The following is a 15077-nucleotide window of genomic DNA, read 5'->3' on the forward strand; positions in this document are numbered from 1 at the left end:
AATTAAATAAAAATAACATATTATTTTTAACTAAGTTAAAAAACACTTTAACATTATTAATAATTATGTTAAAGTGATATTATCAAAAGTAAAAGGAGGGCATATCCGTGGATATTAACAATATTCCAAACTGGATTTTAGTCTTGGAAAATGAGGATTTAGAGTTTGTTAAAAACTTAGTACTTCATTCAGGTTCTTTAAAAGAGATTGCAAAGGTTTATGAGGTATCTTATCCAACAGTAAGACTTAAACTTGATAGATTAATCAATAAAATAAAAATGAATGATGCCGTAGAAAACGAGGAATTTATTAAATTTATCAAGAGCATGTCGATTGATGATCGCATAAGTGTAGCAGATGCAAAATTAATTATTGAAAAATATAAACAAGAAAGAGATGAGAAGTAATGTCATTAGGGATTTATGGGGTTTTTATTATTGCTGGTATTTTAGCTGTTCAATTCTTCTTTTCAACTAGGAACAATATCTATTGGGGAGCGATTTTACCAGTAGCATATTTTGTATTTTTGACATGGCTGTTTGTAACGAATCATATTGAAAGTAATATGGGCTTTTTCCTCTACCTATTATTAGGGATACTTTTCCTATGTGCAGAATGGAATGGAGGTAGAAAGTATCTTCACGAGAAAAGAAAAAAGGAACTGGATAAAATGAAAACTCACGACATGAAATAGAGAAAATGGGAAGTTGTTAATTATTCGCATAAGTCGGACTAATATATAATAGGTAGAGTTAGAATGAAATTTCTTAATTTAGGCTAAAAGAGTTTTTTGAAAGTAAGAATGTCTTAGTTTATTTCACGAACAGGTGCTTTAGTAGAAAATCTTTGAGCTGTTCAAACAGCTTTTTTATTCAACTAACGAGCAGGTTAGTTGAAGAGTATAGAGTATTGTTTAACTTGTATTCAACAAAAGGGCCATATTGTTGAACAACACCAAAAAATTTGGATATCAATTTTTGGGGGATTTAAGGGGAAATTGAATAGTCAACCTACTAAAAAGAACAAATGCATCGAATCTTTTGATTCGATGCATTTGTTTTATAATCTATTGTATGTTTCATCAAAAGTTCCAAACGCTCTGGAATACCTTCATTAATAAAACGATTATCTTTTGTAGCCGTTTTAGACTATGTTAATAACATCACTAGTCTTTTATAAAGTATATCGTTCCATTAAGGAATTTAATTCACGATTTAAATCCGTTAGTTTTTCAGCAGCATTAGCAACATCAGCAATTGCTTTAATTTGCTCATCTATGGAAGAAGCAATTTCCTGCACTGAAGCGGCATTCTGTTCTGATACGCTGGACGCACTTTCGATTCCTTCACTCATCAAGTTATTATAGGATGTCATAACGTCCATTTCTTTACTAACTGCTAATATTGATTCTACAATTTGTTTAACAGAATCAGACATCTGATTGAATTTACTTTGTGTTAGAACTACATCATCATTTAACTTTTTAGCAGTCTTCATTGTTCCTTCTACAGTTTCAACTGTTTTAGTAGTTTCTGAAACAATGGATGAAACCACTCCTTGTACTTGGTGAGTTGCATTTTTTGATTGTTCTGCTAATTTCCTTATTTCATCGGCAACAACTGAAAATCCTTTACCATACTCACCTGCTCTTGCTGCTTCAATACTCGCATTTAAAGCTAGTAAATTTGTCTGTTCGGCGATCGTTACAATTGTTTCCATTACCTGTGTAATTTGATTTATTTTACCATTTAAATTTTTAATTTCATAACTGACTTCTTGTGATGCTGCTAACGAATCAGTATTTGATTGTTGTAATTGATGAACTATTTCAATTCCCTCGGATGATATTTTTTCTGCATGTTTTGTAATGTCGTACATAACTTTACTTTGTTTTTCCATGGTTTCTATAGAACTTGATAATAGCTCTACTGTTCGGTTTATCTTGTCCAAATCATGGGCTTGTTCTTGTGTACCAGTAGCAATTTCGGTAATTGCTCTACCAACTTCATCACTACTAGCAGATGTTTCTTCTGAAATTGCTGATAAGCTAGTAGCTGAATCCAATAATTGCTCACTAGTATTTTTAGTCTTTTCAACGAGCGTGCTTAATTGCTGTGACATTTTATTAAAAGCAATCGCAAGTTGTCCAATTTCATCACTTGATTCAGGTAGGTGGGTAACAATTATATGACCATCAGCAATTTTTGTAGATGCTTCAGCTACCTCTTTTAATGTATTTACCTTCCTCCGAATAACTAAATAAAAAACAAGTGAACTTAAAATAATGAGTACAACTGTTGCACCAAAGATAATATATCGTAAAATGTTTAATTCTCCATAAAATTCATCTTGAAAAACAGCAATTCCAATAGTCCAACCCCAAGGCTCAAAATATTCTGTATAGGCTGTTTTATCTTTAAAAGAACCATCTGGCTGTTTGTCATTATAAACGACATAGCGATCTGATTCATTTTTGGACTTGCCGCCTGCAACTATCTTTTCTCGATTACTTCTGTTTAGTTCATCGGCAGGAGCTCCACCTATTTTAGAAGGATGGAGTTGTAACACTAAATCCTCGTCAAAAGCTAAAATATAACCATTTTCTTTGTAAGTAAAACGGGACTTTTGATAATCGTACTCTCCATTTTCATTTACTGGTCCATTTAGAATAATTCTCGCTTGTTCTTTTCCTTCTTCTAGTGTTATTTTGCCAATTTCCACTTCTTTATTAATCAATTCTAATGAAGTATAGGCCCCCTCGACAATGCTTTGTAGTTCTCTTTCACCTGAGTCTAAGAGCTGACTTTTGGCAACAAAATAACTTGTTGAGCCAATAATCACAACTGTCACAAGTATAATAGCTGTGATTAGTAGCATTAACTTCCCTGAGATGCTTCGTAACTGTAAATTTATCTTCTTCATTTGCTTTCCCCCACAACTATATATAGTTATATTTCGACAATAATCTACACAATTCAATAATATCAAAATTATTTTTTATATTTGGCTAATTTGGCTAATATATCTATGAATGCTAGAAGCGGATTCTTCTTATTATTAGGTTGAGTGTGATTCCATAATTTACTAGGTCGGCTGAAGTTTGCAAAAAAAATCACAAAAGTCAATAGATTAAAAAAGGTTAACATTGGTGATTATAAAAGTACATGCTTAAAAGTTAATGAAAAAGCCGATTGTAGATAGCTTTAAAGAGGGCAATGCATATCATTTAATAACAATAAGTAGTATGTAAATTGCACTGAAACAGAAATTTGAAGAAAAAGTGTAGTAAATGAGAGTATTCTAGTTATACTATAAACTGTGAAATATAAAAAAATAGCCCAATCTTAAATTGCATAGGTCTTATTAATTTCTAAGTAAATTAAAAAACCTGAGCAAATCGCCCAGGTCTAAATTAATCCTTATGCATTAATTTTAAAATGAAACTTACAACAAAGATCAACACGATGGAACCAATTAAAGCCGGGATAATATAGAAGTCACTTAGTGTAGGCCCCCACTTACCTAATAATTTCCCACCTATCCAAGCACCAATAATACCTGCAATAATATTACCAATAATTCCACCTGGGATATCCTTACCAATAATCAGGCTCGCTACCCATCCTAAAATACCGCCGATAATAAGAAACCAAATAAAACTAAACATGTTAAACCTCCTTTAATATTTATTATTCCCATATCAGCTAAAAATATAAATACGAATTAAAACGCTTTCGATTAATAAATTTCTTTGCATTTCTTTACTTATTAATGACAGAAAATTCTATCGAATGGAGAGGTTTAAGTTATGTAGTTATTTTATTGTCCTGTGCGATTTATTTGCATAATCAACAGTTGCTAAAAAAGCTAATTAAAATTTGGGGACTTAACTTAAATGTGCGAGTTCGAATTAAACAACTATATTATTCGTTTGATTCGCTAAATTTATATTAGATACGCATATATTAAAAGAACTTTAAAGGAGATACTACATTCACAAGTAGTATCTCCCTTTGATTTTTTACGGCAAAATTTAATAACTTTATTATTTCTAAAGTAATAATATTAACCTACAAGCTCCATTGGATAAGTTACCATCACCATTACAAGTGTTAACTTTTTTCAACCACATAAAGTTACTTATAATATTAAACATTATTGGCAAAACTAAAAAGTACCAATAAAAAATGATATGCAACTAGTATAATGTTATTTTTTTTGCCGATGAATGTCATCAGTTTAAAAAACATGTAACTAATTTTCAATTATTATTAAAAGTTGCAGAGTGGCCTCTGTCATAATAGCCACTGTAGCTACATTCCTTGGCTTTTTACTTTAGTTTATATACATGATAAATCAGAACAAGAGCCGATTAAAAATTAGTTAAAAAGGAGAATAGCTAAAGTTGCTTCTTCCATTGTGTTCTATATTATTGCGATTGTAGCTTTCTTTTCAGGAAGAGCATTTAAAAAGCCCAAAACAAAATAATTATGTAGAAAGTAGTGGAATGGTATGGAATCGGCTAAAAAACCAATAGATATAAAAACCTTGAGGGAATTATTTCAAAAGTCTGCGGATGTTCATTTTCAATCGTATACATTCCATCAACATAGAGTGCATTTCATTACATGTGATGCAATGATTGATCAACAGCTATTAAATGAAGTTATTGTCCAAAGAGTTCAAAATGTCATAGCAAACTTAGCTGAGGAATCTTTGGAAGATGCAGTATTAGCTAAATTATATATACCAAGTATATTAAAAGTAGAAGATAAAGAAGACGCCATATTACGTGTGTTTACCGGCCATCTACTAATTTATTTTGAGGATGAATTCCTCTTATTTTCTAGCAATATTGCTAAAAAGCCGAATAGGAAACCTGAAGAGACACGTATGGAGATGGTAATAAAAGGACCAAGAGATAACTTCATTGAAGATATATCAGTTAATATAGCTATTATAAGGAAGAGATTACCTACAAATTCATTGAGCGTAGAAAAATTCGAATTGGGAGATCGTTCAAAAACGTCAGTAGCCGTCCTTTATTTTGATGATATTGCCAATAAACAAATATTGCATGAAATCAAAAATGAATTAAAAAAAGTCGATACAGATATCGTTTGGAGCGGGAATTTGTTAATGGAACGTATTATTACAAGTGGGATGCTCCTTCCAAGGATAGATTATACAGGTAGACCAGATCATGCTATTCAATCTCTTGTCAGAGGACGTTTTATTATTCTAGTAGACGGGACAGCTTATGCTGTCATCACGCCAGTCAATATGTTGTTACTCTTAAAGTCGGGTGAGGATAACGAGAATACCACCGTCTTTAGTTCATTTGAACGGGTATTGCGTGTATTAAGTTTATTAATTGGATTACTTCTACCGTCCTTTTTTCTCGCTTTAACGACCTTTCATCAAAATCAGTTACCACTCCAATTGCTAGCGACAATAGTCCAATTAAATACAGGTTTACCACTTCCAACCGCAATCGAAATGCTACTTATGCTACTCATGTTTGAGTTGTTCCGTGAAGCTGGCATGCGCCTTCCAACAGCCATAGGTGGAACAATTAGTGTGGTTGGTGGGCTAATTATAGGAGATGCTGCCATTCGAGCAGGGGTAACAAGTCCAGCAATTATTGTGGTTATAGCTATTTCAACCATTTCAACATTTACGTTAATAAATGAGTCACTTGTTACTGCAATAAGTGTCTTACGTATTTGTTTCATCGTAGCTACTGCGTTTTTAGGTTTTTTTGGTTTTTTTATGTCACTTTTCTTTACGCTCTTTTATTTATCAAGTATACGAACATTTGGTGTACCCTACATGAATATTGCAACAGATTTAAGTTGGTCAACAATCACAAAATCCCTATTTCGACTGCCACAAAAATATTATAATAAACGTCCAAATATGTTAGATCCTCAAGATAAATCGCGGACAAAAGAGGACAAAAATGAATAAGGGACTATTGATAATAGTAATCATACTCTCGACTCTTCTCACGGGTTGTTGGGATGTAAACGATCCTGAACAGATGTTATATATTCATGGTATGGGTGTTGATTTCAAGGACGGACAGTATGAAGTATATGCTCAAATTATTGATTTTTCTAATACTGCTAAAAATGAACAAACAGTTAATAAGCCTACGCAGTCTGAAGTTGGGTATGCCACAGGTAAAACCGTTAATGAAGCGGTTTTTAAATTATATCATTCTTTGGATTCTAAGGTTCTTTGGGGCTTTTTTTCGTATATCATTTTCTCTGAAGAAGCTTTGAAAAACGAAAGAGCCAATCAAATTATTGACACTTTTATTCGATATAGAGAAACGAGATATCAAATTTGGATGTACGGTACTATGGGGTCTGTAAAAGATGTACTGTTAACCACACCGAACCTCAATAAATCCCTTATATTATCAGAGTTAGGAAATCCAAAGAATTCTTATGAACAAGAATCCTTTATTAAACCAATCGATTTTCGAACATTGATAATTGGACTGAATGAGCCAAATCATGAAGTAAGTATACCTTTCGTTTCTATCAAAGAATGGGAGACGGAACAAGAGGTCAAAAATGAGGCTGTATTATCGGGAGTTGGTGTGCTTTCTCCTCATGAGTTTAAAGGTTTTATCCCAGCAAAACAGGCACGAGGATTACAATGGATGTCGGAAGATACAAAGAGAGGAGAAGTTACGACCACAGTAGGTTCGAATAATGAACAACACTTCACAGTGGTAATTGATAAAGTAAAGGTAAAAGTGAAACCCATCGTTAGTGAAGATAAAGTGAAGTTTGATATAGATATAAAACTCAATGCGAACATTGGTGAGTTCCAGAAAAAAGTACCAATCGATCAAATTCGCAAAGAGGTAATAAAAGAAGTTGAAAAAGAAATTAAAGATACTTATAAAGAGGCGTTGGAAAATGATGCAGACATCTATCGATTATCAGAGTACTTATATCGGGAAAATGTAAGGGCGTGGAAAAAGTTTCAGAAGAACGGAAAAGTGGAGTTAAATGAGGATTCCATGAAGCTCAGTGTAAAAATCAATAAATTCAAAACCCAAAGAAAATCATTTAAAGAGACGATTGATAAATAAAGTCTTAGAAAACATTCCTTTACAACTTCTGTACATGAGAGCTTTGCTGAAAGTGGAATAAGCTAAGAACTAATAATTATGTTTGGAATATAGAGGGATTTAAAGAGTGGCAAGCTGTATTATAAGCTGTCACTCTTTCTTTAGTTATGGATGTTTTGGATTTAATATTTCTAATACAGAGAATTTGTTGTTAATTATGGATATGTGATATTTCTATTCTACTTCGGCTATGCTACGATAGGTTTTGTTGGAAAATTTAGTTTTTTAAAATGATACTAAGTACATATAGGGAGGAATACTTTTATGACAAAAACAACCTTCGCATTAATAGGAACAGGCGTTGTTGGAGAGCGAATCATTAATCAGATTTTGGCTAATTCTAATTGTGAAATTGTGTCTGTATTCGATGAGAACAAAATAAGGTTACAGGAAATTGCAACAAAGTATCATCTTCCAGTTGCCCAAAACTTAGACGAGCTTTTGGCAACAAAACCAACTTGGGTTTATATCGGGACTCCTCCTGTCAGTCATGCATCTTTAGCTGAAAAAATAGCTGAGCTTGGTTTGAATATTCTTTCCGAAAAGCCACTTGCTCATGATATGGAAGACGGAATGAAGATGGTAACAGCAGCAGCTAATGCAAATGTGCATACAGCGATGCATTTTCCGCTAATGTACAGTCCGTCAGTACATAGTTTAAAACAAGAAATTATGACAGCTTCACTTGGTGAAATTGTTCGAATTGAACTACATACGTATTTTCCAGAGTGGCCACGAAAATGGCAGCAAAATCCGTGGATTGCTTCGAGAGAGCAAGGTGGTTTTATAAGAGAAATTTTCCCACATTATCTTCAAGTGATGAATCACTTATTTGGCGATTTAACGATTCTTTCTCACGAGACTACCTATCCACAAGATTTAGAATTATGTGAAACAGGAATATCAGCTTTAGCTAAAACAGAAAGTGGTATCCCTATTGTGCTGAATGGCTTATCAGGAATCGGACAGCAAGAACGTATAGATTTCAAGATTTTCGGTACGAAAAAAGTAATTACACTTCGAAATTGGTCGGAGCTATGGGTAAGCAGGATAAATGAAGAGGCTGTCCAAATGATACCAGCTATAGAGCCTATTACACTACTAGATGCTTGTCATAGCTTGTTAAATGGCGGAGAGGCACAGACAGTTTCATTTGCAGAAGGTTTAAAGGTGCAAAATTGGATTGACCAGTTATTAAAATAAAACCATAGTTGGTATACTAAACAAACAATGCGGAAAAATTAGTCCAGTTCTTAAACTTCTTAGGAGATTACTATTTGATGCCAATAAAGTAGTATCAGGACTTATGTTAAAAAATTCACGTGAAGTGATTGTAGAGTTGTTGAACTTAAATATTTCACAGTTAATATTCGCCAAAAACGTCACTTGAACATTCGCATCACATTAAATAGGGTCAGTCCCTATTTAATGTGATGCTTTTTTGTTAGAGGCTTTATTAACAAGTTTTAAAGATATAAATATTTTGTTTTATATACACCAAGATTATGAAAAAGTATAAAGTGTGGTATTGTTTACCGCGTATTTTTTTGCAACCAATGTCTAATGAAAACAATAAATTATTATATTTAAATAATTTATTGTTTTGGTATAATTATTGATGAATTAGTTTAATTTCAACTAAATATTACATTATTAGGTATGTATAAAGTGAATATTCAAAAAAATAAATTAATAACTAATGAATATTCGTTTTTTGAGTATAATGTTATAATGCAGTGGGAGATACTTTACATATCAAGTTTATTTTGATAATATCTGTAGAGAAAAATTTGAGATAAATGACTTAAATTGAGTTAGTTCATTTAGAATTAGTTCTTACTTTAACTAAAAAAATTTTAAATATGTAGGAGGATAAATATGAACTTTGTTTTTTTAGTTACAGGTTTACTTTTTATATTTTTGATGGGTTATATATTTAGTTATAACCGAAAAGATATACGAGTACGTCCGATTGCAATGATGATAATAGCGCAGTTAGCGCTAAGTTTCTTTATACTTAACACAACAATTGGTTTGAGCATTATTGGCGCTGTATCAAAATTATTTGATACTTTAATGGGATACGGTGTAGAAGGTGTAAACTTTGTATTTGGTGGTATGGAAAATCAGCCAGGAGCTGTATTTTTCTTAAACGTACTATTACCAATCGTTTTCATCTCTGTCCTTATTGGAATATTAAATTTCATTAAGGTACTTCCAATCTTTATTAAATATGTAGGGATTGCTATGAGTAAACTAAACGGTATGGGTAAGTTAGAAAACTATATAGCTGTATCATCTGCATTGTTTGGACAATCAGAGGTATTTTTAACTACGAAAGAACAGTTAAACAAAATTTCTAAACGACGTTTGTATACGTTGTGTACTTCTGCGATGAGTGCTGTAAGCGTTTCCGTAATCGGCGCATACATGACTATGTTAGAACCTAAATATGTTGTAGTAGGGATTATCATCAATATTTTCTCAGCATTGATTGTTGCGAACTTATTGAATCCTTATGAGTTAAAACCAGAGGAAGATTATACGGTAATCAGTGATGAAGCTGAACACAAAGAAAAAGAATCTTTCTTCCAAATGATCAGTGAAGCAATTATGGATGGATTTAAAGTAGCGGTTATTGTAGGTGCTATGTTGATTGGATTTATTGCATTAATGGCAATGATTAACAATCTATTTGATCTAGTATTCCACATTTCATTCCAAGATATCCTTGGTTATGTGTTTGCTCCAATTGCTTTCATCATGGGTATTCCTTGGTCTGAGGCTGTTACAGCAGGTGGTATTATGGCGACTAAACTTGTAACGAATGAATTCGTAGCGATTCTTAGTTTCCAAGATATTGAAGCGAACTTATCAGATAAAACAGAAGCAATGGTATCTGTATTCTTAGTAAGTTTTGCAAACTTTAGTTCAATTGGGATTATTACAGGTGCAGTTAAAGCCCTAAATGATAAACGAGGATCAGAAGTTGCATCATTTGGTCTGAAATTACTCTTCGGATCAACGCTTGCATCTATCTTATCTGCTACAATAGTTGGTCTATTTATTTAATTAGCTTTGTTAAATACTGTTACAATTTGTATTTGATGATAGGTGTGAACAATTCAAAAGTCCAGCCAGAAATTTCTGGTTGGCCTTTTTATTTTTTTACTATTATTTCTCTAAAAGTTATATTCATCAAGCATTGAAGGGAAAGTGTTTTCCAGTTATACTGTTTGGCGTTTTTTCTATATAATGGAGATAATACTTATGAAAAGGGGACTAACAATGACACAATATCATTCAAGAGCAGATGTTAAGGTTGAAGAAACATGGAATCTCCAACATATTTATCCGAGTATGGAGACATGGGAGCGGGATTATCAATCAGTTTTAAAGGAGACTGAAAAATTAAAGCAATACGATGGGGAAATTAATAGTGCTCAGTCACTTTACGATTATTTAACTCTAAGTGAGGAACTTGGCTACAAGTATAAGAAGCTCTATGTATACGCTATGCTTCAGTCAGACCTTGACACAAGGGTACCAGCATCACAGGCTTTAGTAGATCGTTCGAGTCAATTAGGGCAAAAAATAAGCAGTGCCACTTCGTTTTTCATGCCGTTTTTATTAAGCCTTGAGGAAGATAGATTGAAATCATACATAGAAGAGATTCAGGGGCTTCGCTACTTCGAGGATGATTTACTGGATTCATACAGATATAAGGTACATGTACTAAATAAGGATCAAGAAGCGATTCTATCCAAACTCGGAGAAGCACTTTCTTCTCCGCAAAAAACATTTGGTATGATCAATAATGCCGATATCAAGTTTGGTATGGTTACAAACGATGAAGGAGAAAAAGTGGAGCTTACTCGGGGGATGTACAGCAAATTAACGGAAGATTTGAATCGCGATAAACGAAAAGAAGCCTATAAAGCGTATTATCAGCCATATTTGCAATTACAAAATACGATTGCTAGTACACTGTCATCTGCTATTAAAAACAATGTGACACTTGCAAAGACTAGAAACTATCCATCAGCTCTTGAGAAATCACTGTTCTCTGATGAAGTACCGACAACGGTTTATGAGAATTTAATCGCAGCTACGAAAGCGAATATCCAACCGATGTATGACTATATAAAATTACGTAAGAAGATTTTAGGTGTTGAAGAGTTACGTGCTTATGATTTAAACGTGCCACTCGTTCACGAGGCGAAAGAAGAAATTTCCTACGAGGATGCATTTTCTATCATGCTTGAAGCGCTTAAACCACTCGGGGATGAATATGTGTCAACACTTGCAGATTTTAAGAAAAATCGTTATTACGATGTAAGAGAAACACCTGGAAAACGCTCGGGGGCTTATAATATGGGGTTGTATGGTGTTCATCCGTTCGTTCTACTAAATCATCATGATGATTTAGACAGTTTGTTTACGCTAGCTCATGAATCAGGCCATGCGATGCATTCCTATTATAGCTCAAAATACCAACCGCAAATCAGTGCGGGATATTCAATTTTCGTTGCCGAAGTGGCTTCAACTGTTAATGAAATTCTCCTAATTCGTTATCTATTAAAGACTACAACCGATGAAAATAAGAAAAAGTATCTTCTGAATCACTTCATAGATAGTTTTAAACGCACGTTTTTCACGCAAGTTATGTTTGGTGAGTTCGAAAAAATCACACATGAAAAAGCTGAAAATGATGAACCATTAAACGCAGAAACCTTTAATAACGTTTTTGAAAAGATTTTCCGCGAATATAATGGTGTAGATCTTGTTTTAGATAAAGAAGTGAAGTATGGCTGGTCACGCATTCCTCATTTCTATCGTCCTTTCTACGTATATAAATACGCGACAGGTTATGCATCTGCAATCGATATTGCTGATCGAATTCTATCTGGAGAAGAAGGTACACTTGAAAACTACTTAAACTTCTTAAAAAGCGGTAGTTCCGAGTATCCACTTGAATTATTGAAGAAAACTGGCGTGGATCTCACGAAACCAGAACCAATTGAAAATGCATTGAAGATATTCAGTGAGCTTGTAGAAGAATTCGGTAAATTATCTCAACAATAATAGGAAATAAAATTGTTATTGATTAAATCGAAAGCTTTAAACTACGAGTTCTAAAGTGCATTTATTAAAGAATGGACTCTAGCTCCGGGTGAAAGGAAATTCAGAAAACCAATAATAATAGATGTATCTAACTAGAGAACAGTTACATTAACAAGTAGCTGTTCTTTTTTATTTTTAAATGAATTCAATTTTACTAGCTCTGTCTTCCATATACACATGGAGGATTGGGCTTTTTATAATGATTTTTAAGTCAATGGAGTTTTTTGGAAATAGGATAAGTTCTGAGGTGATCTTAAGTTGAGTACGGATAATGTTTTAAGGTTCCTGTAAGGTTAGCATTAATATGACGTAAGATTAGCAAGCTATACTGGTTATTATACAAAATAAAGAATTTTAAAGGAGATATACATGAATCCATCCATTACACAAAAAGAAAGAATTATTTCATTGGACATTATACGTGGACTTGCTCTTTTTGGCATACTACTTATTAATGTTGGAGCGTTTATAGTTATTACAGAAGGTGGCGCCTTGCCAGACTACAGTGGCGTTAATGGAATTATTAGTACATTGATAACAATCCTAGTTGAAAAAAAATTCTTTTCTATTTTTTCTTTTCTATTTGGAGTTGGTCTATATATTTTCGCTTCAAGAGCGGAAAGTCGTGGAGATAAACCTACATTGCGAATGGTACGACGTTTACTAGCCCTCTTACTTCTTGGAATTGTCCACTTTTTTATCTTTTGGGGCACAATATTACCGATATACTCAATCGTAGGGTTAATATTAATTCCATTTTATGCCACGAAGGTTGCTACAGTGAAAAAGTGGTTTGTTGGTATTGTAACTATTTACGTATTTTCTTTGATAGTGAAGGTTTTCTTTCCAACTATTAAAATAGTCTCACCTATACTAGATTTCTTTTCTAATGATTTTATACTAATCTTTATCATGTTTTTAGCTGGGTTTTTAACCGCTAAATCAGGATGGCTAGTACAGATAAAAGAATTGTCAAAACAGATTAGACTAATTCAAATGATAACTTTCGTATTGTTCATTATTTCCTCTATATGCATTTGGTATGCTGAGCAAAGCGGTTATAATAATATGAAATTATTTGTTGAATTAGGAGTAATTCCAACAACACTGTTTTACTTATCAACTTTATTTTTAATGTTAGAAAATAAACGTATCGAAAAAGTATTGAAACCAATTGCACGTGTGGGACAAATGGCATTTACAAATTATATTGCACAAAGCATTATAGGGACGATAATCATTTCACTAATTGGCCTCGAAGTCGTTTCGCCAAAGGATGCTGTTTATATCGCAATCATGATTTATGTTATCCAAATTATTTTCAGTAATATCTGGTTCAAGTTCTTTCCTATGGGACCATTGGAGAAAGTATGGCGCTATATGACATACGGAAAGAAGAGATAAAATAACAAGTCCAATCTAGGAAGCAATTCATTATATACTATTATATACAGGTTAAAAGAATAAAGAAGGTAAGGCTAGAAATGGGTTGAAATATAGTAAGTGTTAAAGAGTGATAGACTTTAGTGGTCATCGCTCTTTTTCACTTCCCACTATTTTCTATTATACTAGATTAGTATATTAAGTTTTTTAAATGAAACGGGGTTTAAATGAATGGAGTTAAATGTATTTCAGCAATGGGTGAAGGATTACTATAAAGAACGAGGTTGGTCTGATCTCAATATTTTTACAAGAATAGGCTTCTTAGCGGAAGAAACAGGTGAAGTAGCACGTGCAATTAGAGCAATTGAAATTGGACGAGATCGCCCGGATGAAGTAATAAGTTCCTACGAGGAAAAAAAACAAGAATTAGTGGAAGAGCTTGGCGATGTCTTAGGGAATATTATTGTTATCGCAAATAAATATGATATACCCCTCGAAGAAGTTTTTAATGCTCATCAAGAAAAACTACATAAACGTTACAAAGGATAAGGCTAATAGGGACTGTAAATGCACCGTACAGTTTATAGTGTCTACAATTGAACTATGTTGATTTGTATTAGCACTTTATTGGTTCTCACAGTAAAAAACAAAGCCACTCATAATGAAGTGGCTTTGTTTTATTGCTCAAGCTTTGACTAGTTATGCAATGATGCTAGGCTATTTTTGACCACTAATAGCAGTTTCTAAAATATACTCTGGCTTTCCAATAATTCATTTTAACTTCAGGTTGTATAACTCTACTGTTTACACATTCACCATGAACTTTTTTTTCTCCATTGTTCGATTCGAATAATAAACCATCTATTTCACTTACATTAACTTCATCCTCGAAATCAAGGATACCATTAATGTTTTCTTCATTTTTAACAATTTTATTTTTCATGTGTTACTCCTTTCTGACTAACTTGGATTACTAAGCGATAATAAGATTTTAGTTGACCAATGTTTTTCCATACACTCAATTGCTTACTTTAATGACTCAACACAATCCATACCTCTCACCCTTTAATCGAATAATAACAGCCCTGCTTAGCTAAATCCTGTCCATCTATGCTTTGTTTAGACAATATCGTATGTGTTTTTTTGAAGAGTACCTTTTACGTAAGAAGTAACTCTGTTTGATGATTGGATGCGCTAACGAAGTTGTTTTCACATTAATATATTTTGCCTGCGTAGTTGTTGTTCCTATTGCAACTCTTTTTTTATATCTGTTGTTCCATAACAATTTGATGAAATGGAAAATAAGACAAATGAACCTTCTATGAATACCCACTTTTGCTTACTTTTAGCCAAATTCTTTTGAAATTTCGGAAGATAAATAAAAAGACCGTTCAAATTGAACGGTCTAACATCAATGTAT

At 33.0% G+C, this 15077-nt stretch carries 12 protein-coding genes; 9 read left to right on the forward strand and 3 right to left on the reverse strand.

Annotation, left to right across the window (positions count from 1 at the left end):
• Window positions 1–107 precede the first annotated feature (107 nt).
• The gene (locus ACZLO7_RS06550) at window positions 108–407 is read left to right on the forward strand and encodes a DUF2089 family protein (protein WP_464940599.1); all 300 of its coding nucleotides are present in this window, start codon (window positions 108–110) and stop codon (window positions 405–407) included.
• Entirely contained in the window at window positions 407–694 is a 288-nt protein-coding gene (locus tag ACZLO7_RS06555) for a hypothetical protein (RefSeq protein ID WP_464940600.1), read from the forward strand. The genes ACZLO7_RS06550 and ACZLO7_RS06555 overlap by 1 nt, the downstream gene beginning before the upstream one ends.
• A 479-nt stretch (window positions 695–1173) precedes the next feature.
• Here ACZLO7_RS06555 and ACZLO7_RS06560 read toward each other — a convergent pair whose 3' ends face one another.
• Together ACZLO7_RS06560 and ACZLO7_RS06565 are read right to left on the reverse strand one after the other, a co-directional pair.
• Complete coding sequence (locus tag ACZLO7_RS06560) at window positions 1174–2922, reverse strand: methyl-accepting chemotaxis protein (RefSeq protein WP_464940601.1); 1749 nt, start codon at window positions 2920–2922, stop codon at window positions 1174–1176.
• Window positions 2923–3412: 490 nt separating this feature from the next.
• Window positions 3413–3667 (reverse strand): GlsB/YeaQ/YmgE family stress response membrane protein, encoded by a 255-nt coding sequence (locus tag ACZLO7_RS06565; protein ID WP_464940602.1) that lies wholly within the window; start codon window positions 3665–3667, stop codon window positions 3413–3415.
• 845 nt (window positions 3668–4512) lie between these two features.
• Here ACZLO7_RS06565 and ACZLO7_RS06570 point away from each other — a divergent pair.
• From ACZLO7_RS06570 to ACZLO7_RS06600, 7 genes are all read left to right on the forward strand, one after another.
• The gene (locus tag ACZLO7_RS06570; protein ID WP_464940603.1) at window positions 4513–5970 is read left to right on the forward strand and encodes a spore germination protein; all 1458 of its coding nucleotides are present in this window, start codon (window positions 4513–4515) and stop codon (window positions 5968–5970) included.
• On the forward strand, window positions 5963–7111 hold the full coding sequence (locus ACZLO7_RS06575) for a Ger(x)C family spore germination protein (RefSeq protein WP_464940604.1): 1149 nt from the start codon (window positions 5963–5965) through the stop codon (window positions 7109–7111). Before ACZLO7_RS06570 ends, ACZLO7_RS06575 begins: the two co-directional genes overlap by 8 nt.
• A gap of 303 nt (window positions 7112–7414) precedes the next feature.
• Window positions 7415–8353: a Gfo/Idh/MocA family protein gene (locus ACZLO7_RS06580; RefSeq protein WP_464940605.1), complete on the forward strand. Its 939-nt coding sequence runs from the start codon at window positions 7415–7417 to the stop codon at window positions 8351–8353.
• A gap of 675 nt (window positions 8354–9028) precedes the next feature.
• Window positions 9029–10222, forward strand: a complete 1194-nt coding sequence (locus ACZLO7_RS06585) for a NupC/NupG family nucleoside CNT transporter (RefSeq protein WP_464940606.1) — start codon at window positions 9029–9031, stop codon at window positions 10220–10222.
• A 216-nt stretch (window positions 10223–10438) separates the two neighbouring features.
• Complete coding sequence (pepF, locus tag ACZLO7_RS06590) at window positions 10439–12235, forward strand: oligoendopeptidase F (RefSeq protein WP_464940607.1); 1797 nt, start codon at window positions 10439–10441, stop codon at window positions 12233–12235.
• A gap of 408 nt (window positions 12236–12643) precedes the next feature.
• Window positions 12644–13678 (forward strand): DUF418 domain-containing protein, encoded by a 1035-nt coding sequence (locus ACZLO7_RS06595; RefSeq protein ID WP_464940608.1) that lies wholly within the window; start codon window positions 12644–12646, stop codon window positions 13676–13678.
• Window positions 13679–13888: 210 nt separating this feature from the next.
• Entirely contained in the window at window positions 13889–14206 is a 318-nt protein-coding gene (locus ACZLO7_RS06600) for a MazG nucleotide pyrophosphohydrolase domain-containing protein (RefSeq protein ID WP_464940609.1), read from the forward strand.
• 181 nt (window positions 14207–14387) lie between these two features.
• Here ACZLO7_RS06600 and ACZLO7_RS06605 read toward each other — a convergent pair whose 3' ends face one another.
• Complete coding sequence (locus ACZLO7_RS06605) at window positions 14388–14600, reverse strand: hypothetical protein (RefSeq protein ID WP_464940610.1); 213 nt, start codon at window positions 14598–14600, stop codon at window positions 14388–14390.
• Window positions 14601–15077 lie beyond the last annotated feature (477 nt).

This window comes from Viridibacillus sp. d25.2, assembly GCF_055456015.2.

Excerpts from the sequence above, each read along its gene's own strand:
- ACZLO7_RS06565 (WP_464940602.1), bottom strand. The coding sequence starts at position 3,667 with ATGTTTAGTTTTATTTGGTTTCTTATTATCGGCGGTATTTTAGGATGG.
- ACZLO7_RS06585 (WP_464940606.1), top strand. The coding sequence starts at position 9,029 with ATGAACTTTGTTTTTTTAGTTACAGGTTTACTTTTTATATTTTTGATG.
- ACZLO7_RS06575 (WP_464940604.1), top strand. The coding sequence starts at position 5,963 with ATGAATAAGGGACTATTGATAATAGTAATCATACTCTCGACTCTTCTC.
- ACZLO7_RS06600 (WP_464940609.1), top strand. The coding sequence starts at position 13,889 with ATGGAGTTAAATGTATTTCAGCAATGGGTGAAGGATTACTATAAAGAA.
- ACZLO7_RS06560 (WP_464940601.1), bottom strand. The coding sequence starts at position 2,922 with ATGAAGAAGATAAATTTACAGTTACGAAGCATCTCAGGGAAGTTAATG.
- ACZLO7_RS06580 (WP_464940605.1), top strand. The coding sequence starts at position 7,415 with ATGACAAAAACAACCTTCGCATTAATAGGAACAGGCGTTGTTGGAGAG.
- pepF (WP_464940607.1), top strand. The coding sequence starts at position 10,439 with ATGACACAATATCATTCAAGAGCAGATGTTAAGGTTGAAGAAACATGG.
- ACZLO7_RS06605 (WP_464940610.1), bottom strand. The coding sequence starts at position 14,600 with ATGAAAAATAAAATTGTTAAAAATGAAGAAAACATTAATGGTATCCTT.
- ACZLO7_RS06570 (WP_464940603.1), top strand. The coding sequence starts at position 4,513 with ATGGAATCGGCTAAAAAACCAATAGATATAAAAACCTTGAGGGAATTA.
- ACZLO7_RS06555 (WP_464940600.1), top strand. The coding sequence starts at position 407 with ATGTCATTAGGGATTTATGGGGTTTTTATTATTGCTGGTATTTTAGCT.
- ACZLO7_RS06595 (WP_464940608.1), top strand. The coding sequence starts at position 12,644 with ATGAATCCATCCATTACACAAAAAGAAAGAATTATTTCATTGGACATT.